At 72.2% G+C, this 19,032-nt stretch carries 15 protein-coding genes; 8 read left to right on the top strand and 7 right to left on the bottom strand.

From position 1 onward, the window contains the following. Nucleotides 1-16 precede the first annotated feature (16 nt). Both ACBJ32_RS20085 and ACBJ32_RS20080 read left to right on the top strand, forming a co-directional pair. Nucleotides 17-979 (top strand): glucosyl-3-phosphoglycerate synthase, encoded by a 963-nt coding sequence (locus tag ACBJ32_RS20085; protein ID WP_375127993.1) that lies wholly within the window; start codon nucleotides 17-19, stop codon nucleotides 977-979. After that, a complete protein-coding gene (locus ACBJ32_RS20080; protein ID WP_357875889.1) occupies nucleotides 976-2,094 on the top strand; it encodes a glycosyltransferase in 1,119 nt (372 codons plus the stop codon). Before ACBJ32_RS20085 ends, ACBJ32_RS20080 begins: the two co-directional genes overlap by 4 nt. Here ACBJ32_RS20080 and ACBJ32_RS20075 read toward each other — a convergent pair. Together ACBJ32_RS20075 and ACBJ32_RS20070 are read right to left on the bottom strand one after the other, a co-directional pair. After that, the gene (locus tag ACBJ32_RS20075) at nucleotides 2,083-4,407 is read right to left on the bottom strand and encodes an FtsX-like permease family protein (RefSeq protein ID WP_375127992.1); all 2,325 of its coding nucleotides are present in this window, start codon (nucleotides 4,405-4,407) and stop codon (nucleotides 2,083-2,085) included. The two genes, ACBJ32_RS20080 and ACBJ32_RS20075, sit on opposite strands and share 12 nt — an antisense overlap. Next, nucleotides 4,398-5,129 carry an ABC transporter ATP-binding protein gene (locus ACBJ32_RS20070; RefSeq protein WP_375127991.1) on the bottom strand — a complete coding sequence of 244 codons (732 nt, stop codon included), beginning with the start codon at nucleotides 5,127-5,129 and terminating at the stop codon, nucleotides 4,398-4,400. Before ACBJ32_RS20070 ends, ACBJ32_RS20075 begins: the two co-directional genes overlap by 10 nt. Before the next feature lie 99 nt (nucleotides 5,130-5,228). Between ACBJ32_RS20070 and ACBJ32_RS20065 the strand changes: the two genes are divergently transcribed. Beyond that, a complete protein-coding gene (locus tag ACBJ32_RS20065; RefSeq protein WP_375127990.1) occupies nucleotides 5,229-5,837 on the top strand; it encodes a DNA-binding response regulator in 609 nt (202 codons plus the stop codon). 51 nt (nucleotides 5,838-5,888) lie between these two features. Here the strand turns inward: ACBJ32_RS20065 and ACBJ32_RS20060 are convergent, their stop codons facing one another. Continuing rightward, nucleotides 5,889-7,976: a sensor histidine kinase gene (locus ACBJ32_RS20060; protein WP_375127989.1), complete on the bottom strand. Its 2,088-nt coding sequence runs from the start codon at nucleotides 7,974-7,976 to the stop codon at nucleotides 5,889-5,891. A gap of 10 nt (nucleotides 7,977-7,986) precedes the next feature. After that, on the bottom strand, nucleotides 7,987-8,781 hold the full coding sequence (locus ACBJ32_RS20055) for a universal stress protein (protein ID WP_375127988.1): 795 nt from the start codon (nucleotides 8,779-8,781) through the stop codon (nucleotides 7,987-7,989). Between the two features lie 79 nt (nucleotides 8,782-8,860). On the opposite strand from ACBJ32_RS20055, the gene ACBJ32_RS20050 reads away from it, so the two are divergent. Beyond that, the gene (locus tag ACBJ32_RS20050; protein ID WP_375127987.1) at nucleotides 8,861-9,163 is read left to right on the top strand and encodes a hypothetical protein; all 303 of its coding nucleotides are present in this window, start codon (nucleotides 8,861-8,863) and stop codon (nucleotides 9,161-9,163) included. Between the two features lie 91 nt (nucleotides 9,164-9,254). Further along, the gene (locus tag ACBJ32_RS20045; protein WP_375127986.1) at nucleotides 9,255-9,956 is read left to right on the top strand and encodes a phosphatase PAP2 family protein; all 702 of its coding nucleotides are present in this window, start codon (nucleotides 9,255-9,257) and stop codon (nucleotides 9,954-9,956) included. Here the strand turns inward: ACBJ32_RS20045 and pip are convergent. The 3 genes from pip to mscL form a co-directional block, all read right to left on the bottom strand. Then, nucleotides 9,884-10,855 (bottom strand): prolyl aminopeptidase, encoded by a 972-nt coding sequence (pip, locus tag ACBJ32_RS20040; RefSeq protein WP_357875873.1) that lies wholly within the window; start codon nucleotides 10,853-10,855, stop codon nucleotides 9,884-9,886. The two genes, ACBJ32_RS20045 and pip, sit on opposite strands and share 73 nt — an antisense overlap. 77 nt (nucleotides 10,856-10,932) lie before the next feature. Further along, complete coding sequence (locus ACBJ32_RS20035) at nucleotides 10,933-11,511, bottom strand: hypothetical protein (RefSeq protein WP_375127985.1); 579 nt, start codon at nucleotides 11,509-11,511, stop codon at nucleotides 10,933-10,935. Between the two features lie 36 nt (nucleotides 11,512-11,547). After that, nucleotides 11,548-11,970 carry a large conductance mechanosensitive channel protein MscL gene (mscL, locus tag ACBJ32_RS20030; protein WP_357875869.1) on the bottom strand — a complete coding sequence of 141 codons (423 nt, stop codon included), beginning with the start codon at nucleotides 11,968-11,970 and terminating at the stop codon, nucleotides 11,548-11,550. A gap of 249 nt (nucleotides 11,971-12,219) precedes the next feature. On the opposite strand from mscL, the gene glgX reads away from it, so the two are divergent. From glgX to treZ, 3 genes are read left to right on the top strand one after another with little or no spacing between them, the layout of a single operon-like run. After that, nucleotides 12,220-14,313, top strand: coding sequence for a glycogen debranching protein GlgX (gene glgX / locus ACBJ32_RS20025; protein ID WP_357875867.1), 2,094 nt, complete (start codon nucleotides 12,220-12,222; stop codon nucleotides 14,311-14,313). Further along, on the top strand, nucleotides 14,306-17,146 hold the full coding sequence (gene treY, locus ACBJ32_RS20020) for a malto-oligosyltrehalose synthase (RefSeq protein ID WP_375127984.1): 2,841 nt from the start codon (nucleotides 14,306-14,308) through the stop codon (nucleotides 17,144-17,146). The genes glgX and treY overlap by 8 nt, the downstream gene beginning before the upstream one ends. Beyond that, nucleotides 17,136-18,851 (top strand): malto-oligosyltrehalose trehalohydrolase, encoded by a 1,716-nt coding sequence (gene treZ, locus ACBJ32_RS20015; protein WP_375127983.1) that lies wholly within the window; start codon nucleotides 17,136-17,138, stop codon nucleotides 18,849-18,851. The genes treY and treZ overlap by 11 nt, the downstream gene beginning before the upstream one ends. Nucleotides 18,852-19,032: the final 181 nt, after the last annotated feature.

Raw genomic sequence — 19,032 nt, 5'->3', positions numbered from 1 at the left:
ATGCATGGAGACAGATATGCGAGCCTTGGCCAGGGTCCAGGAGTGGTACGGCCCGCACTCGAGCACCGCAGCAGAGTGGCCGGTGGACGCCTTAATGATGGCCAAGGGAGACACCACGGTCAGCGTGGTCCTTCCCGCACGTGACGAGGAGAGCACGGTGGGCGACATCGTCGCCGCGATCCGCCGCGACCTCGTCGAGCACACGCCACTCGTCGACGAAGTCCTCGTCGTCGACTCCAACTCGACCGACGCCACCGCCCAGCGGGCCCGCGAGGCGGGCGCCCGCGTGGTGGCGCAGGGCGAGGTTCTCTCCCACCTCCCACCCCTCACAGGCAAGGGCGAGGCCCTGTGGAAAGGGCTTGCCGCCTCCAAGGGGGACATCGTCGTCTACATCGACAGCGACCTGCGCAGCTTCGGCGCGCACTACGTGTCGGGCCTGGTCGGCCCGCTGCTGGCCGACGCCGACACCCACTTCGTCAAGGCAACCTACGAACGGCCGTACATCGGCTCGGACGGTGTCGCCCAGCAGGGCGGCGGCGGGCGCGTGACCGAGCTGGTGGCCAGGCCGCTGCTCAATATGTTCTGGCCAGAACTGGCCGGCTTCGCCCAGCCGCTCGGCGGCGAGTACGCCGCCCGGCGCGAGGTGCTCGAACAGGTGCCCTTCGTCACCGAGTACGGCGTGGAGTTCGGGCTCCTCGTCGACCTGCTCCACCTCGTCGGGCTGGACGCCATGGCCCAGGTGGACCTGGGGCACCGCACGCACACGCACCAGTCGATCCCCGCGCTCGGCCGCATGGCCGGGCAGATCATGCTCACCGCCTGGTCGCGCCTGGAACGGCAGGGCCGCGTGCTCGCGTCGGAGCCTCCGGCGCACACGCTCCTGCAGTTCGGGCTCGACGGGCACGCCGACCTGGTGGACGTGGCCGTGGCGGAGCGACCTCCGCTCGCCTCCCTCGTACTGGAGGAGGATCTGGCATGAAAGTCCTGGTGAACGCGGGGCCGTGGCTCACGGTTCCGCCCGCCGGCTACGGCGGGATCGAGAACGTGGTGGCCACGCTGGTGCCGGCGCTGCGCTCGCGCGGCGTGCAGGTGGTGCTGGCCTCCGTAGGGTCCAGCACGCTCGAGGTGGACGAGCTGATCAGCGTGTACGAGGACGAGCAGTTCACCGAGCTGCAGAAACCGTACAACCAGGTCATGGGCATCACCCACGCCCACCTGGCCCGGGTGGTGTCCGAGCTGCGCCGGCGCGACGACATCGACCTCGTGCACGACCACGTCGAGGTGGTGGGCCCCGCGGTGCTCTCGGCGCTCGGCGGCCCGCCCGTCCTCCACACCCTTCACTGGGACCTGCACAAACATCCCGCCTTCTACGGCGCGTTCCCGGCCTCGATCGCGGTCAACGGCGTCTCGGAGTCGCAGGTCGCCCGCGCCCCCGAAGCCCTGCGCGCCGCCTCGCTCGGCGCCGTCCACCTCGCCACCCCGCTCGCCGACCACGCCCCGCGCGCGGACCAGGGCGAGCACCTGGTGGTGATGGGCCGCATCTGCGGGCTCAAGGGCCAGCACGTGGCGGCCAGGATCTGCCAGAAGCTCGGGCTCCCGCTGGTCCTGGCCGGCCCGGTGAGCGGCCGCAACACGCCCGCCGAGCTGGACGTCGTGGCCCAGAACCCCTACCACCCGCTGCACAGCCACCCGGACGTGCGCTACCACCTCGACCAGGTGTCCCGCTACCTCGACGGCGACCTGGTCCGGTGGGTCGGCGCCGTCGGCGGCCCCGACAGGGACCGGCTGTACGCCTCGGCCCGCGCCGCCCTCTTCCCGATCCAGTGGGACGAGCCGGGCGGCACGGCCGTCGTGGAGGCCCTGGCGCTCGGCGTCCCGCCGGTCGGCCTGCGGCGCGGCTGCCTGCCGGAGATCATCGACCACGGCCGCACCGGCTTCCTGGCCGACACCGAGGAGGAGCTGGCGGAGTGGGTGCTCCGGGTGGACGAGATCGACCCCGAGGAGTGCCGCCAGGAGGCCCGCCGCCGCTTCTCGCCGTCGGTGATGGCCGATCGGTACCTGGAACTGTACGAAAGGGTCCTCTCAGGCCGATGACACCGCCTCCGCCGGGCGGGTCCTGAGGGCCAGGCGGGCGGGGAGGGACGTGGACAGCAGAGCCAGGGCCGTCGCCGCGGCGATCACCAGCACGTACGTCACCGGCGGCACGTACGGCACCGCCGATCCCGTCATCCCCGCCCCGAACGCCGACAGCGTCACCAGCGCCACCGCCGTGCCCGTCACCGCGGAGGCCAGCACGGCGCAGAGCGTCTCCAGGCGGAGCATGCGCAGGACCTGACGCCGGGTGGTGCCCGCCAGGCGCAGCACGGCCAGCTCCCTGGCCCGGCCCGAGGTGGCCATGGCCAGGGTGTTGACCACGGCGATGGCGGTGAAGGCGATGATCAGGCCGAGCGCCACCAAGGTGACCTGCGGATCGGCGGAGCCGGTCGGGGCCGCCTCGGGCGCCGCGGCCGGCAGGGCGACCCCGGGGGCCGCGACCAGGAGGGTGCCCGACGGGTCGTCCACGTGGCCTTGTACCAGCTCGTACGGCAGCGTCACGTCGCCGAAGCCGAGGCCGCGGGAGTAGACGGCGGCCACCTTCAGCGTGGCCGGGGTGCCGTCGCCGAGCGTGAGCCTGGCCCGGTCCCCCGGCGAGAGGGAGAGGCGGGCGGCGGCGGTGCCGCTGAGCGCCACCGAGCCGGCGCCGAAGCCGTCCATCGTGCCGGCGACGACCCCCAGGTCCATCGTGCGCGGGTCGTAGGTGACGGCCTGGGCCGGGTACTTGTCCAGGCCGAACCGGACCGAGGTGCGCAGCACCTGCGTGACGGCCTGCACGCCGGGAACCCGCCGGATCTCCTCGGCGGAGGCGCCGGGCAGCACGTGGTCCGCGCGGGTGCCGGCGGCGGCCTGCTTCTCGGCGGCGGCGCCCATCGTGGTCTGGGCGAACAGGATCGTGCAGGTCATCGCCACCATCAGGGTGAGCGGCGACAGCACGGAGGCCAGCGCCTTGGGGGTGGCGCGCAGGTTCCTGGCGGCCAGGAAACCGCTCGCCCCGGCCCACGGCAGCGGGAGCAGCCGGACGGACCTGGCCAGCAGCGGCCCCAGCACCGACACGGCGACCGTCCAGAGCAGCGCGGTCAGCATGGTCACCGGCGTGGCGGCGGCCTCCGTGTCCAGCCCCGACAGCACCAGGGTGAGCGTCACGGCCCCCGCCACCAGCACCGGCCCCGCCACCAGCCGCCACCGGGGCAGCCGCCCGTCGTCGAGCGCCGCCTCCCCGAGCGCCTCCACCGGGCGGATCCTGGCCAGGCGGCGGGCGGAGACCCGGGCCGCGGCCCAGGCGGCGGCGACGGTGGCGAGCAGCGCGGCCAGCGGCGGGAACGGGCTGACGACCAGAGACAGGTTCGCCGGGGTCGCGCCGAGCGCCACGAAGACCGAGTGCAGCCACAGGCCCAGCCCGACGCCCGCAGCGGCCCCCGGCACCCCCGCCAGCACGCCCACCACCAGCGCCTGACCGCCCACCAGCCGGCGGATCTGGCGTGGCGTGGCGGCCACCGCCCGCAGCAGCGCGAGCTCGCGCTGGCGTTGCTGGATCGACAGCGCGAACGTGCCCACCACGACGAGGACGGCCACGATCAGCGACGTCCCGGCCAGCGCACCGCCCATGCTGATCAGCTTGACCCTGGCCTGCTCCGCGTCCAGGAACTCCAGCCGGCCGCGCTCGTCCCCGGCGTACAGCACGGCCCCCTGCGGCGCCCGCGCGACGGCGGGGAAGACGCCGGCGGCGCTGACCATGCCGGGGTGCCCGGCCAGGCGGCGGGCCTGCGCGGTGCTGAAGAACACGGTGGCCTGGCTCGGCAGGGCCTGCGCGGTGACGCCCACGACGCGGTACCCGCGCAGCCGTGCCCCCACCTCCAGACCGGCGCGGGCGTCCACCACGATCTCGCCGGAGGCGCGCGGCTCGCGCCCCCGCTCGATCGTGAACGGGGTGAGCGCGGCCGACTCCCAGCCATGACCCGTGTACGGGCCGAACGGGAACGTCACCTCGGCCACCACCTTCGACACGCCGGGCGTGCGCCGCAGCGTCCCGACGACCGACTCGGGCAGCCAGGCGCGCTCGGCCAGCGGCTTGGCCTTCGTCTTGGTCTCGCCGTCGCCCTTGGCGACGGTCTCCCGCACGTACTGGTCGGCGGCCACGATCACGGGCGCGCCCGCGTACCGCTCGGGCGAGACCGAGCCGCGCAGCCCGGTCTCCAGCAGCATCAGGCACGCGCACACCAGCGCGGCGGCGCACAGCAGCGCCACGAACGCCCCCGCGAACGCGCCCTTGCGGTCGCGCAACGTCTTCCACGCCAAGCCGATCACTTCCACGCCCCCAGCCTGGTCATCCGCTCGGCCACCTTCTCGGCGGCCGGGTCGCTCATCGAGTCCACGATCCGGCCGTCGGCCAGGAACAGCACGGTGTCGGCGTACGAGGCGGCCAGCGGGTCGTGCGTGACCATCACCACGGTCTGGCCCATGCCGTCCACCACCTCGCGCAGCAGCCGCAGCACGTCCCTGGCCGTCATGGTGTCCAGCGCGCCGGTCGGCTCGTCGCCGAACACCACCTCGGGGCCGGTGATCAGCGCCCTGGCGATGGCCACCCGCTGCTGCTGCCCGCCCGAGAGCTGCGCGGGACGGTGCCCGGCGCGGCCCTCCAGGCCCACCCTGCGCAGGATGTCCTCCAGCAGGCCGTGCGGCGCCCGGGCGCCGGACAGGCGGAGGGGGAGGGTGACGTTCTCGACCACGTCGAGCGCCGGGACCAGGTTGAACGCCTGGAACACGAAGCCGACCCGCTGCCTGCGCAGCTCGGTCAGCTCCGTCTCGCCCATCCCGGCCAGCTCGGTGCCGCCGAGCCGCACCGAGCCGGACGACGGCACGTCCAGCCCCGCCGCGCAGTGCAGGAACGTGCTCTTGCCCGACCCCGACGGTCCCATCACGGCGGTGAACGAGCCGCGCGGGATGCCGACCGACACCTCCCGCAGGGCCGCCACCGCGCCCTGCCCCTTGCCGTACACCTTGCTCACGGCGTCCAGCCGCACTGCCTCTGTCATGTCTTCCAGCGTGCCGACCAGCGAGTACGCGCCCCAGAGAGGCCGTCACCGATCGCCCATGACGTCATCACGATCCGGACACTGGTGGACAATGTCTGCGTGATTCGCATACTTCTGGCCGAGGATCAGGCGGTCATCAGGGGCGCGCTCTCGGCGCTGCTCGGGCTGGAGCCGGACCTGGAGGTGGTCGCCGCCGTCGACTCCGGCGCCGCCGCCGTCGCCTCGGCCGCCGTGGAGCTGCCCGACGTGGCCGTCCTGGACATCGACATGCCCGGCGAGCTCGACGGCCTGGACGCCGCCGCGCGGATCAGCGCCCGCGTGCCGTCGTGCCGCACGCTCATGCTCACCGGGCACGGCAAGCCCGCGCACCTCAAGCGGGCGCTGGCGGCGCAGGTGGGCGGGTTCATGCTGAAGACGGCGCCGCCCGAGGAACTGGTCGCCGCGATCCGCGACGTCGCGGGGGGCAAGCGGGTGCTGGACCCGTCGCTGGCCATCACGGCGTGGGACCTGGCCGACAACCCGCTCACGCCGCGCGAGGCCGACGTGCTGCGGCTGGTCGCCGACGGCCTGGACGCGCCCGAGATCGCGGCGCGGCTGCACCTGACGGCCGGGACCGTGCGCAACTACCTGACGGCCATCGTGGCCAAGCTGAACGCGCGCAACCGCACCGACGCGGTCCGCCTCGCCACCGAGGCGGGCTGGATCTAGCGCGTCATCGAGGCGGGGGCGGATCCGGCGCGCCACCGAGGCGGGTCGGCTTCAGCGCGTCACCGAGGCGGGGCGGATCCGGCTCGCGGTGGCGGGGACCGGCGGAGCCGTGGCGGGGACCAGCGGCGCCGTCGCGTCGAGCTGGAACCAGCCGTCCTCGACGCCGGTCGTGAGCCGGCCGTCCAGCGCCGCCAGGCGGGTCGTCAGGTTGCCCAGGCCCGACGAGCCGCGCCGGGCCTCGGCGGTGCGGGCGCCGTCGTTGCGCACGGTCAGGCGTACCCGGTCGCCCTCGGTGGCCGTGCCGATCACGCAGTGGCGGGCGGTGCTGTGGCGCAGGACGTTCGTGACGGCCTCGCGCAGCACGGCGCTGAGCACGGTCTCGACCTCGGCGGGCAGCGGCGGGTGCGCCAGGTCGGCGCTCACCTCGACGCGCGCCGCGCGCAGGACGGACGCGGCCGACTCCGTTTCGGCGGCGAGCGAGAGGTCGAGCTGCTCGCCCGAGACCGAGCGCAGGTCGTGCTCGGCCCGCTCGGCCATCTCCAGCACGTCCGCCAGCTCCGCCCGCGCCCGCTCCGGCGGGAGGCGGCGGGCCAGCTCGCACTTGAGCAGGATCGCGGCCAGGTTGTGGCCGAGCAGGTCGTGCAGGTCGCGGGCGGCGCGCAGGCGCTCCTCGACGACGGCCGAGCGGGCCAGGCCCTCCCTGGCCGCCTGCAGTTCCTTCGCCAGCCCGGCCAGGCGCAGCAGGCTGTAGACGACCAGGCCGGTGACGAGGTTGCTCACGGTGACGTTCGCCGCCGCGGGGAAGGGCAGGCCGTAGGACGCGGCGACGGCGGCCGTCGCGGCGATGATCGCGGCGACCAGCGGCCAGGCCGTACGCGGGCGGAAGGCCAGCAGCACCGGGCCCGCCAGGAAGCCGCCCGTGCCCAGCCAGATCGGGCCGAACAGCGGGATCGGCGCGAACGCCAGCACCGCCATCACGCTCAGCGCCGTCATGTGCCGGCCCGTGACGGACCTGAGCTGCATGACCACGATGGCGGCCAGGAGCGCGGTGGCGGGCAGGAGGAGGTTCGCGGGGATCTGGAGCAGGGCCTTGAGGCTGAAGCCGGCCAGCACGGCGGCCAGGAGGAGCACGGACAGGTCGGCGGGCTCGCGCTCCTGCTCGCGTTGCGGGGCGGGCAGGGTGGCCTCGACCGTGTGGCGGCCCTGGTTCGACAGGCTGCCGGCCAGCCTGCCGCCGGCGGCTGTGACCTGGGCGGCGAGGTCGCCCAGCGCGTCGTCCTCGGCGGTGCGGCGGCCGTCGTCGGTGACGCGCAGGGTCACCGTGCCGGACCGCTCCACGGTCTCGATCACGCAGAGGCGGGCCGTGCCGCGGCGTACGACGTCGGTGACGGCCTCGCGCAGCACGGTCGCGAGCAGCGCCCCGGCGGGGCCCAGCGGCTCGGCGTGCCCGGCACGCACCTCCACGCTCATCCCCGCCGCCGCCAGCATGCCCCTGGCCGTGGTCAGCTCGGGAGTCAGTGACATCGCGCGGTAGCCGGCCGCCGCCGCCCGCGCGTCAGTCAGCGACCGCCGTGCCGCGCTCACCACCTCGCCCAGCTCCTCGGCGCCGGAGCCCCGCACGGCCCGGCGCACCCCGGCCATGATCGTCGCCAGCCCGCGCCCCAGGCCGTCGCTCAGCTCGGCCGCGATGCGCAGCCGCTCCTCGCCCACCGCCGCCGCGGCCAGCGCCCGGCGGGTGGCGTGCAGCTCGTCCACGCGTTCCACCAGCCGGATGAGCCCGGGCACGATCAAGGTCATCAGCATCGTGGTGATCGCCAGGTCGAGCGTCGTGACGACGTCGCCGCCCCGGGCGTACGCGATCACGACCGCGCTGAACACCACCCCGGGCGCCACCGCCCACAGCCGCGTCACCAGCAGCGAGCCCGCCAGGAAGCCCAGCACGACCACCGACGAGCCGGTCCCCAGCGTCACCCAGTAGACGAGCCCGGCCTGCGCGGCCAGCAGCCACCACTTCCTGGCCCAGAGCGTGTACAGGCACTGCACCGCGAACACGAGCACCGCGCCGCCCGCGCCCGCCAGCACGTACACGCTGGACAACGCGGCCAGCACCGCCACCACGATCACCCGCGCCAGGAACACACCCGCAAGCCTAGGAGAAACCCCTCGGCAGCACGGTGACCGGGCAGGCGGAGGCGCGCAGCACCTTCATGGCCAGCTCGCCGAGGAACACCCGGTGCGGCTGGGCGTCCTCGCTCGCCGCGCACACCAGCAGCTCGCCCGGCAGCCACTCCACGTCCGCCAGCGCGGCCGTCACGTCGTGGCCCTCGGCCACCTCCGACTCCGCCTCGATCCCGGTCTGCTCCCAGGCCAGCCGGACGGCCAGCGCCAGGTCGTCCCTGAGCTTGCCCTGGTTCTCGGTGCGCAGGTCGAGGGTGATCAGCCGGAGCGGCACGCCCAGCCGCAGCGCCGCCTGCGCCACCTGGCCGACGGCCGCGTCGCACTGGGGCCGGTGCACGTACGCCAGCGTGAGGCGGGCGGGCTCGGCGGGCGGCACGTACTGGGCGGGCGCCAGCATGACCGCCTCGGACGACAGGTGCAGCAGGTGGTCGGCGGTGCTGCCGATCGTGATGCGGCCGTGCCGGCCGCCGGCCGCCGAGCCGACCACGATCAGGTCGGCCCTGATCCTGCTCGCCAGCACCGACAGGCCGCGCCCCGTGCCCCTGCTCTCGTACGTGATGTACTCGGCGGGCACCGGCCCCAGCTCCTCGGCCGCGTGGGCCAGGTTGGCCTGCGCCTCGACCGCCAGCCCCGGGCTGCCCGGCGGGTAGATCACGGCGACCGTGAGCTCCCCTCCGGTGACACGGGTGATCGCGGAACCGAGGGCGAGAGCGTCTCTCCCGCCCGCGTCGTTCGCGTATCCGACGATCACGTGCGCTCCGATCACGATTGCCCTCTTACCCGCTCTGAACTGGGAATACGCGGCCTTCCTGCGAACGTTGCAAACCTGCGGAGGCGCAAAGAAAGTGAAGATCACCCTTGAAACCCGGTTCAACGGGTCCCTCGGTCCCGTCACCCTCCGTGAAGCGGTTCAGCAGCTCAGGGAGCGGGACCTGGCGTGCACGGTGGCCTCGGACGCCGTGGAGCGGAAGGTGTCCATCTTCTCCGACTGCGTGGAGCGCGGGTTCACCCCGCTGCGCAGCGAGATCATGGCCGCGTACTACGTCGCCGAGCGCGACGCCACCACCGAGGCGTTCGATCGCGGCCTGATCACCCGCGGCGAGCTGGAGACCAGGTACGCGGCGCTGGCCCGCCGGCTCCTTACTTAAGTCAGAGGTGGTTTTCGGCCGTTTGGTCGAGGCATGTCACGCGTTCAGTCCGTAAGGTCGTGTCCATTGATCGTTCACGGATTGGACACGCGTGTACCAGGACATCGTCGGCTTCTCGCTCACCACCCCCGCATGGCTGCACACCTTCGCCGAGGTCGGCACCGACGCCGGGTTATTCCTCTTCGCGGCGCTGTTCGTGGTGGCCGCCGTGCGGGCGTGGCGAGGGCCCGCGCGTGACCTGGCGCTCGTGATCGCCGGGCCCGCGGGGATCGTGGGCGCGTACGTGGTGAGCGAGGTCGTCAAGCTGCTCGTCAGGGAGGACCGGCCGTGCCGGGGCGGCGTGGCGACCATCGCCGCCTGCCCGCCCCTGGGCGACTGGTCCTTCCCCAGCAACCACTCGGTCATCGCGGCGGGCGCGGCGGCCACGCTCGTGCTGGTCTGGCGCGGCCTGGCCTGGGCGGTGTTCCCGCTGGCCGCCGTCATGGCGTTCTCGCGGGTGTTCGTCGGGGTGCACTACCCGCACGACGTGGCCGCGGGCTTCCTGCTGGGCGTGGCGCTCGCCCCGCTGTTCACGCTGTTGCTGGTGGGGGCGGTCACCCCCGCGGTACGGCTCGCCCGCGCCCGCCTGCTCGGCGGCAAGGGGGACCCCGCCCCGCAGCCGGGCGCCTGGCCGGCCGGCCGGTCCGGCGGCGGAGCCGCCCCGCGGCCGGGCCCCGGAGGCTACGTCGCGGAACCGCCCGCGAACCGGTCGGTCGCCTCGATGAGCCGATCCAGGACTCCCGGCTCCGAGTAGGCGTGCCCGGCGTCGTGGACCACGTGGAACTCGGCCTCGGGCCACGCCTTGTGCAGGTCCCAGGCCGTGGCCATGGGCGTGCAGGAGTCGTAACGGCCCTGCACGATCACCGCCGGGATGTGCCTGATCCTGTCGATGCCCCTGAGGAGCTGGTCGGCCGGCTCGAACCAGCCGCCGTGGCGGAAGTAGTGGTTCTCGATCCTGGCGAAGCAGACGGCATGCTTGTCCTCGCCGAACTCCGCCACCAGCGCCGGATCGGGCAGCAGCGTCACCGTGCCGCCCTCCCACTGCGACCACGCCTTGGCCGCCGCCAGCCTGGCCTCGTCGTCCGCCCCCTCCAGCCTCCTGCCGAACGCGGCGATCAGATCCCCCCGCTCCGCCTCGGGGATCGGAGCCACGTAACGCTCCCACAGGTCGGGGAACAGGTAGGAGGCGCCCTCCTGGTAGAACCAGCGCAGCTCCTGCGGCCGCAGCAGGAAGATCCCGCGCAGCACGAGCTCGCTCGTCCTGCCGGGGTGCGTCTGCGCGTACGACAGGGCCAGCGCGCTGCCCCACGACCCCCCGAACACCTGCCAGCGCTCGATGCCGAGGTGCTCGCGCAGCCTTTCCATGTCGGCCACCAGGTGCCAGGTGGTGTTGGCGGTGAGGTCGGTCGCCGGGTCGGCGGCGTGCGGCAGGCTCCGGCCGCAGTTGCGCTGGTCGAACAGGACGATGCGGTAGAGCTCGGGGTTCCACTGGCGGCGGTGCTTGGCACTGCACCCGCCTCCGGGGCCGCCGTGGATCATGACGGCGGGCTTGCCGTCGGGGTTGCCGCAGACCTCGTAGTAGATCTGGTTGCCGTCACCGACGTCGAGCAGGCCCGACTCGTACGGCTCGATGGGCGGGTACAGGGTTCTCATACGCCCCGATCCTGCCGTATCTCCCGGCCAGGGGCGCAACGCTGGGCATCGTGGCGCCTCGGCTCCCGCCCCGCGATCTACGGCTGAGCCCACTCGTACCGGTTGAGAAACGCCCGATCCCCCGTCGCGTACTCGTTGAACGCCTGCCGCACCTCCGCCAGCTCCGCCACCATCGCCCGGACCAGCGCCCCCTCCTTGTACTCCAGCTCGAACCCGGGCGAGACCTGCAAGAAGTGCTGCCCGAAGTTCACCAGCGCCACGAACGGGTTCTGGGCGGACATCGTCCCCAGCACGTCATGGACCAGCCCGAGGTCGGGATCGTTGACCACCATCCCGTCCCCGGTGTGCAGCTGCATGCCCTCGTACACCCCGAGCGGCGCCACGTTGTGCACCAGATCCCGCTGAGGGTCGTAACACACCAGCCCGTGCGCCCGCGCGACCGTGAACACCTGCGCCGACATCTCGTCCATCGTGTCCAGATCCATGCTCACCAGCACGTGCCCCGGATAGAGCGTGACCTCCCCCGGCAGCTCCTTGGCCACGTCGGGCTCGACGCCGGCGCCAGGCGCGGTCCGCTTGACCGCCAGGTACGTCGCGCGCGCCTGGTCCCTGCTGATCGGCACCGGCTCGTCCCAGACCATCAACTCAACGCTCATCGGTCCATCTTGACGGACCGGTGCCGCCGTCGCGCGTCATGGCCTGGGTTTTTCCGAATCCGGCACCAGCTCCACCGTGCAGTACATGCACCGGCGGGCCTCGGTCGGGATGTCGGACAGGCACTCGGGACACTGCTTGGTCGCGGCCGACTTGTTCCGGTCGAGGAGGCTGATCAGCCGGGTCATCGGGGCCACGACCAGCCAGTAGACGATGGCCGAGATGATCAGGAAGGTGATCAGGTGGTTGAGGAAGTCGCCGTACTTGAACTCGCTGCCGTTGACGGTGAAGGAGTACTCGGCGAAGTTCGGCTGACGGCCGCCGGTGACCGCGCCGATCAGCGGGGTGACCAGATCGCGTACGAAGGCCTGGACGAGGCCGCTGAACGTGGCGCCGACGATCACGGCGACGGCGAGCTCGACGATGTTGCCACGGAGTAAGAACTGTTTGAAACCACCCATGGGGTCGGCACATTGCCCCAGAAGGGACGCTGAAACCGGCTCGCCCGCTTGACGTCCGGGGGATGCTGGGTTGGTGGGCCGCCTCCGATACCGCGCCGTCGGGGCGGCCCACCCCTTTTGACCTCGTGCGAAGCAACCCGGAGTAATGACACCGCGAGCGTGGGAAGGAACAGAGTGATCTAGTGAGGCCCGGGGTTGTCCGGTAGAGCGGGGGAACGGAACATGGGGAGAGACCGCAAGGGAGCCTCGATGATCGAGATCTGGCCGGGAGACCCCTATCCACTCGGGGCGACCTACGACGGCGCCGGCACCAACTTCTCGCTCTACACCGAGGTCGCCGACCAGGTCGAGCTGTGCCTGTTCGACGAGGACAACGTCGAGTCGCGGGTGCAGCTGAGCGAGGTGGACGGGTTCATCTGGCACGGTTACCTGCCGGGCATCGGGCCGGGGCAGCGGTACGGCTACCGCGTCCACGGGCCGTACGACCCGGCGCGCGGCATGCGCTGCAACCCCAACAAGCTGCTGCTCGACCCGTACGCCATGGCCATCGAGGGCGGCGTCAACTGGAACGAGGCGGTCTACGGCTACCGGTTCGGCTCCCCGGACGTCAAGAACGATCGCGACTCGGCCCCGTACGTGCCGCGCTCCGTGGTGATCAATCCGTTCTTCGGCTGGGGGCACGACCGGCCGCCCGCGACGCCGTACCACGACACCGTGATCTACGAGGCGCACGTGCGGGGGCTCACGATCAGCCACCCCAAGATCCCCAAGCACCTGCGCGGCACGTACGCCGCCCTCGGCCACCCCGAGATCCTCGACCACCTCACCAGGCTCGGGGTGACGGCGCTGGAGCTGATGCCGGTCCACCAGTTCGTCACCGATCACATCCTGGAGCAGCGCGGGCTGTCGAACTACTGGGGCTACAACTCGATCGGGTTCTTCGCCCCGCACAACCGCTACTCCAGCCAGGGGCAGCGCGGCGGGCAGGTGCTGGAGTTCAAGGCGATGGTGCGCTCGCTGCACGAGGCGGGCATCGAGGTCATCCTCGACGTCGTCTACAACCACACCGCCGAGGGCAACCACCTGGGGCCGACGCTGGGGTTCCGGGGGATCGACAACCTCAACTACTACCGGCTGGTCGAGAACGACAAGCGGTACTACGTGGACACCACGGGCACCGGAAACAGCCTGCTCATGCGCTCGCCGCACGTCCTTCAGATGATCATGGACTCGCTCCGCTACTGGGTCATCGAGATGCACGTCGACGGGTTCAGGTTCGACCTGGCCTCGACGCTGGCGCGGGAGCTGCACGAGGTGGACCGGCTGAGCGCCTTCTTCGACCTGGTGCAGCAGGACCCCGTGCTGTCGCAGGTCAAGCTCATCGCCGAGCCGTGGGACGTGGGCCCGGGCGGATACCAGGTGGGCAACTTCCCGTCCCGGTGGACGGAGTGGAACGGGCGATACCGCGACACGATCCGCGACCTGTGGCGCGGGCAGGCGGCCACGCTGCCGGAGTTCGGCTCCCGGTTCACCGGGTCGAGCGACCTGTACAAGGACGACAGCCGCCGCCCCGCCGCCTCGATCAACTTCGTGACCTGCCACGACGGCTTCACCCTGCAGGACCTCGTCTCGTACAACAACAAGCACAACGAGGCGAACAAGGAGGGCAACCGCGACGGCACCGACGACAACAGGTCGTGGAACTGCGGCGAGGAAGGCCCCGCGGGCATCGCCGTCGAATCGCTGCGCGAGCAGCAGAAACGCAACTTCCTCACCACGCTGTTCCTGTCGCAGGGCGTGCCGATGCTCTCGCACGGCGACGAGCTGGGCCGCACCCAGCGCGGCAACAACAACGGCTACTGCCAGGACAACGAGCTGACCTGGGTCGACTGGTCGGACGTCAGGGAGAACTGGCTGCTGCTCGAGTTCACCCAGAGCCTGGCCGAGCTGCGCAAGAGACATCCGGTGTTCCGGCGCCGCCGGTTCTTCTACGGCAAACCGGTACGCGGGCTGCGCGACATCGCGTGGCTCACCCCGTCAGGGGAGGAGATGACCGACGGCGACTGGACGGTCGGATACGCCAAGTCCCTGGCCGTCTTCCTGAACGGCGACGCCATCACCGAGCCCGACCGGCGCGGCCGGACCATCAGGGACGACTCCTTCCTGCTGCTGTTCAACGCCCACTACGACACGATCAAGTTCACGATCCCCAAGGACTATGGCGAGATGTGGCATACGGAGATCGACACGGCCATGCCGATCAGGCTGGACGTCCGGATGGTGAAGGCGGGCGACGCGATCGCGGTGCCGGGCCGCAGCGTGCGGGTGCTCCGCCGTGTCTAGCCCGCCGAACCCGCCCAGGCCCGCTTCCACCTACCGGGTGCAGCTCACCCCCGACTTCGGCTTCGCCCAGGTGGCCGAGATCGCCGGCTACCTGCGCGACCTCGGCGTGAGTCACGTCTACCTCTCGCCGATCCTGCAGGCCACGCCCGAGTCGCGGCACGGGTACGACGTCACCGACCACTCCAGGATCAGGGAGGAGTTCGGCGGCGCCACCGGGTTCAGGGAGATGGCGCAGCAGCTGGCCGCGCAGGACCTCGGCATCGTGGTGGACATCGTGCCGAACCACATGAACACCGTGAACGCCCAGTTCTGGTCGGTGCTGAAGGAGGGGCCCGCCTCGCCGTACGCCTCCTGGTTCGACATCGACTGGGTGGACGGCAAGGTCGCGCTGCCCGTGCTGGGCGACGACACCCCGCCGGTCGTGGACGGTGACGTGCTGCGCTACCACGAGCACGCCTTCCCGCACCCCGGCCACTACCGGCTCGTCGACTGGCGCGAGGGGCCCGGCTACCGGCGCTTCTTCGACGTGTCGTCGCTGATCGGGCTGCGCGTCGAGGACCCGTCCGTGCTGTTCGCCACGCACGAGGTGATCTTCTGGCTGCTCGACGAAGGGCTGGTGGACGGGCTGCGCGTCGACCACCCCGACGGCCTGGCCGACCCGCGCGGCTACCTCGAACGCCTGCGCGCCCGCGCCGGCAGCGCCTGGACCGTCGTCGAGAAGATCCTCATCGGCCCGGAGCGGCTGCCCGACGACTGGGCCTGCGACGGCACCACCGGCTACGAGGTGCTCAACCGCGTCAACGGCCTGTTCGTCGATCCCGCCGGCAAGCAGCCGCTCATCCGGCTGTTCACCGAGCTGACCGGGCAGCCCGCCGAGTACCGCCCGGTGATGGCGCAGGCCAAGCAGGAGGTGCTCGACCTGTTCTTCGGCGCCGAGGTGGATCGCCTGGCCAAGGTCACCTCCTGCGACCCCGCCGCCGTACGCGAGCTGCTCGCCGCCATGCCGGTCTACCGCGCGTACGTGGTGCCGGGCGAGCCGCCGCCGCCCCTGGCGGTCGAGACCGTCGAACTGGCCGCCGCCTCCTGCTCACCCGCCGTCCGCCCCCTGGTCCAGGAGGTCCTGTACGGCTCCGCCGAGGCGATCGTGCGCTTCCAGCAGGCGTGCGGGCCCGTCATGGCCAAGGGGGTGGAGGACACGGCGCTCTACCGGTGGTTCCCGCTGGCCTGCCTGAACGAGGTCGGCGGGGAGCCGGACGTGTTCGGCGTGCCGGTGGAGGAGTTTCACGAGTTCTGCGCCGACCTGCCCCCGTACACGATGACCACGCTGTCCACCCACGACACCAAGCGGTCCGAGGACGTGCGGGCCCGGCTGTCGGTGCTGTCGGAGATGCCCGGCGAGTGGGCGGCGGCCGTGGCCGAGTGGTCGGCGCAGGTCAGCTTCGACCCGCACCTCGACTACCTGGCCTGGCAGAACCTCATGGCCGCCTGGCCCATCTCCGCCGAACGCTTCACCGACTTCCTCCTCAAGGCCGCCCGCGAAGCCAAGACCGCCATCTCCTGGGTGAACCCGGACCCCGACTACGAGCGCCGCCTGCGCGCCTTCGCCGAGGCCGCCGTCCGCCTCCCGATCGGCGGCTTCACCGAGCGCGTCGATCCGTACGCCATGTCCAACTCCCTCGGGGCCAAGCTGGTGCAGCTGATGATGCCGGGGGTGCCGGACGTGTACCAGGGGAACGAGACGACCGACTTCTCCCTGGTCGATCCGGACAACCGGCGGCCGGTGACGTTCCCGCGCAAGCCCGAGACCTCATGGGACTCGGCCAAACTCCTGGTCACCACGCAGGCCCTGCGCCTGCGCCGGCGGCTGGGGGGCGCGGCGGCGTACCTGCCGCTGCACGCGGAGGGGGCGCGCGCGGACCACGTGATCGCCTTCGCCCGCGCCGCCACCGACACCGCCACGAACCTCACCCCTTGGCCCGAAACCGCCGACGTCTGGGCTGGTGCGGCCCCCGAGTCTGACGCCTGGGGGCGGGGCGAGGCGGACGGCGACTTCGGGGCCCGCGCTGCTGCGGGAGGCGATGGGCAGGTCCGGGGGGAGTCGGATGGCGGGCCCGGGGTTCGCGCCACCGCCGCCCTGGGCGCGGACTCCGGGGCCAGTGCTGCTGCGGACGCTGATCGCGGGGCCGGCGCTGCGGATGCCGATCGCGGGGCCGGTGCTGCGGATGCCGATCCCAGGGCCGGTGCTGCTGTGCGGGACGGCGCCCCGCAGCCGGCGCGGGTCGATGCCGGGCACCGAGCGCAGCCTGCCGACGGGTACCGGCCGCGGCGGGCCGATGAGGACGGGGTGCGGATCGATGCCGGATACGGGCCGCCGCCCGCCGGCAAGCACCATATGCGAGCCGACGCCGGGGACGGAGCGCCGCCTGCGGGCGAGCACGGCGCCCGTGCCGATACGGGGCAGCCGGCCCGGGCCTCTGGCGAGCATGGCGCGCGTGCCGATACGGGACAGCCGAACCGAGCCTCTGGCGAGCACGATGTGCGTGCAGGCGCGGGGCAGCCGGAGCAGGCCGCCGGCGAGCACCAGCTGCAGGGCGTAGCCGAGGAGCGGGCGCGGGCTGTTGCTGAGGCTGGGGTGCGGCCGCGGGCGGTCGTGGTCGCCACCCGGCTGCCCGTGCGCCTGGCCGCCGAGGGCGGGTGGGGCGCCACCACGTTGACGTTGCCCGCGGGCACCTGGCGGGACCTGCTCACCGGCGCCTCGTTCACCGGGCGCGTCCCGCTCGCCCACCTGCTCGGTCAGTATCCGGTCTCACTCCTGGAGAGACATGATCTTTGAGGTCTGGGCACCGAAGGCCACGGCGGTCGAAGTGGACGTCCTGGGCGGTCGCCGGGCGATGTCCCCCCGCGTAGGGGGCTGGTGGTCGGTGGAGGTGGAGGGAGCCGAACACGGCACCCGGTACGGCTTCGTGGTGGACGGCGACGGACCGTACCCCGACCCCCGCACCCGGCGGCAGCCGGAGGGCATCTTCGGGCAGAGCGCGGTGTACGAGCACGCCCGCTTCACCTGGTCCGACCACGACTGGAAGGGTCGCGACCTGCGTGGAGCCGTGATCTACGAGCTGCACATCGGGACGTTCACCCCGGAGGGGACGTTCGCCTCGGCCATCGAGAAGCTGCCGCACCTGGTGGAGCTCTGCGTCGACTTCGTGGAGGTCATGCCGGTCGCGCCGGTGCCGGGCGGGCGCAACTGGGGCTACGACGGCGTGGATCTCTACGCGGTGAACGAGACGTACGGGGGACCCGACGGGCTCAAGTCGTTCGTGGACGCCTGCCACCGGGCCGGGATCGGGGTCATCCTGGACGTGGTCTACAACCATCTCGGCCCTTCGGGGAACTTCCTGCGGCCGTTCGGGCCGTACTTCTCCGGCTTCGACGGCAGCTATTGGGGTGAAGCGGTCAATCTGGACGGGCCGGACTCCGATGAGGTGCGGCGCTACTTCATCGGCAACGCGCTGCAGTGGCTGCGCGACTTCCACATCGACGGGCTGCGGCTGGACGCCGTGCACGCGCTGCACGACAGGCGCGCCAGGCATCTGCTGGCCGAGCTGTCGGAGGAGGTGGACGCGCTGGCCTGCTCCGTCGGCCGGCCGCTCTCGCTGATCGCCGAGTCCGACCTCAACGACCCGCGCATGGTGCGCTCGCTCGACGCCGGCGGGCTCGGCATGACCGCGCAGTGGGACGACGACGTTCACCATGCCCTGCACTGCGCCGTCAGCGGCGAGAGCCACGGCTACTACCAGGACTTCGCCCAGCTCTCCGCCCTGGCCAAGGTGCTCACGCACGGGGTCGTGCACGACGGGACGCACTCCAGCTTCCGGGCCCGAGCGCACGGCAGCTCGTTCGCGGGCGTGCCGGGGCACCGGCTGGTGGCCTGCCTGCAGAACCACGACCAGATCGGCAACCGGCCCGCGGGCGACCGCCTGCCGATCCCGGCGCTCAAGCTCGGCGCGGGACTGCTCCTGACCTCGCCGTTCACGCCCATGCTGTTCATGGGGGAGGAGTGGGGGGCGCGTACGCCGTTCCTGTTCTTCTCCGATCATGTCGAGCCTGAGCTGCGCAACAGCGAGGGGGTGCGGAGGGAGCGGGAGTTCGACGGGTTCGGGTACGTGTGGGAGGCGCCCAACCCTTCGGACGAGGAGACGTTCCTGCGCTCGAAGCTGGACTGGAGCGAGGTGAAGGAGGAGGCGCACTGGTCGCTGCTGTGCTGGTACCGCGACCTGATCGCGCTGCGCAAGGCGCTGCCCGAGCTGTCGGACCCGCGGCTGGACCGGGTGCGGGTGGAGATGGACCCGCTGGGCAAGTGGCTGCTGGTGTGGCGGGGGAAGCTGGCGGTGACGGTCAACTTCTCGCAGGAGTCGGTGACCTTGCCCTTGTCGCCCGGGACGGTGCTGCTGGCCTCGGACGAGCCGGTGTCGGCGGATGGGGAGGGGCTGCGGCTGCCCGCGCAGTCCATGGCGATCTGTCGCCCTTCTGCTGAGTGAGCAGCTCGCTCGCTGCTCTGGCTTGGGTGGATGCGGCGCCTCGGCGGGGTGGTGGCGGTTCGCATCGGCGGGGTGGAGGTGGTTCGCGTCGGCGGGTGGAGGTGGTTCGCGTCGGCGGGGTGGAGGTGGTTCGCCTCCACGGGGTGGAGGTGGTTCGCCTCGGCGCGCGTGGAAGCGGTGC

This window comes from Nonomuraea sp. GTA35 (assembly GCF_041950525.1).
Lineage (GTDB): Bacteria > Actinomycetota > Actinomycetes > Streptosporangiales > Streptosporangiaceae > Nonomuraea.
This window is presented reverse-complemented; position numbering and strand designations above follow the sequence as displayed.

Bases quoted from the DNA above. Each gene is read 5' to 3' on its own strand.
- ACBJ32_RS20085 (WP_375127993.1), top strand. From the start codon at position 17: ATGCGAGCCTTGGCCAGGGTCCAGGAGTGGTACGGCCCGCACTCGAGC.
- ACBJ32_RS20070 (WP_375127991.1), bottom strand. From the start codon at position 5,129: ATGACAGAGGCAGTGCGGCTGGACGCCGTGAGCAAGGTGTACGGCAAG.
- treZ (WP_375127983.1), top strand. From the start codon at position 17,136: ATGATCTTTGAGGTCTGGGCACCGAAGGCCACGGCGGTCGAAGTGGAC.
- mscL (WP_357875869.1), bottom strand. From the start codon at position 11,970: ATGGGTGGTTTCAAACAGTTCTTACTCCGTGGCAACATCGTCGAGCTC.
- ACBJ32_RS20035 (WP_375127985.1), bottom strand. From the start codon at position 11,511: ATGAGCGTTGAGTTGATGGTCTGGGACGAGCCGGTGCCGATCAGCAGG.
- glgX (WP_357875867.1), top strand. From the start codon at position 12,220: ATGATCGAGATCTGGCCGGGAGACCCCTATCCACTCGGGGCGACCTAC.
- pip (WP_357875873.1), bottom strand. From the start codon at position 10,855: ATGAGAACCCTGTACCCGCCCATCGAGCCGTACGAGTCGGGCCTGCTC.
- ACBJ32_RS20080 (WP_357875889.1), top strand. From the start codon at position 976: ATGAAAGTCCTGGTGAACGCGGGGCCGTGGCTCACGGTTCCGCCCGCC.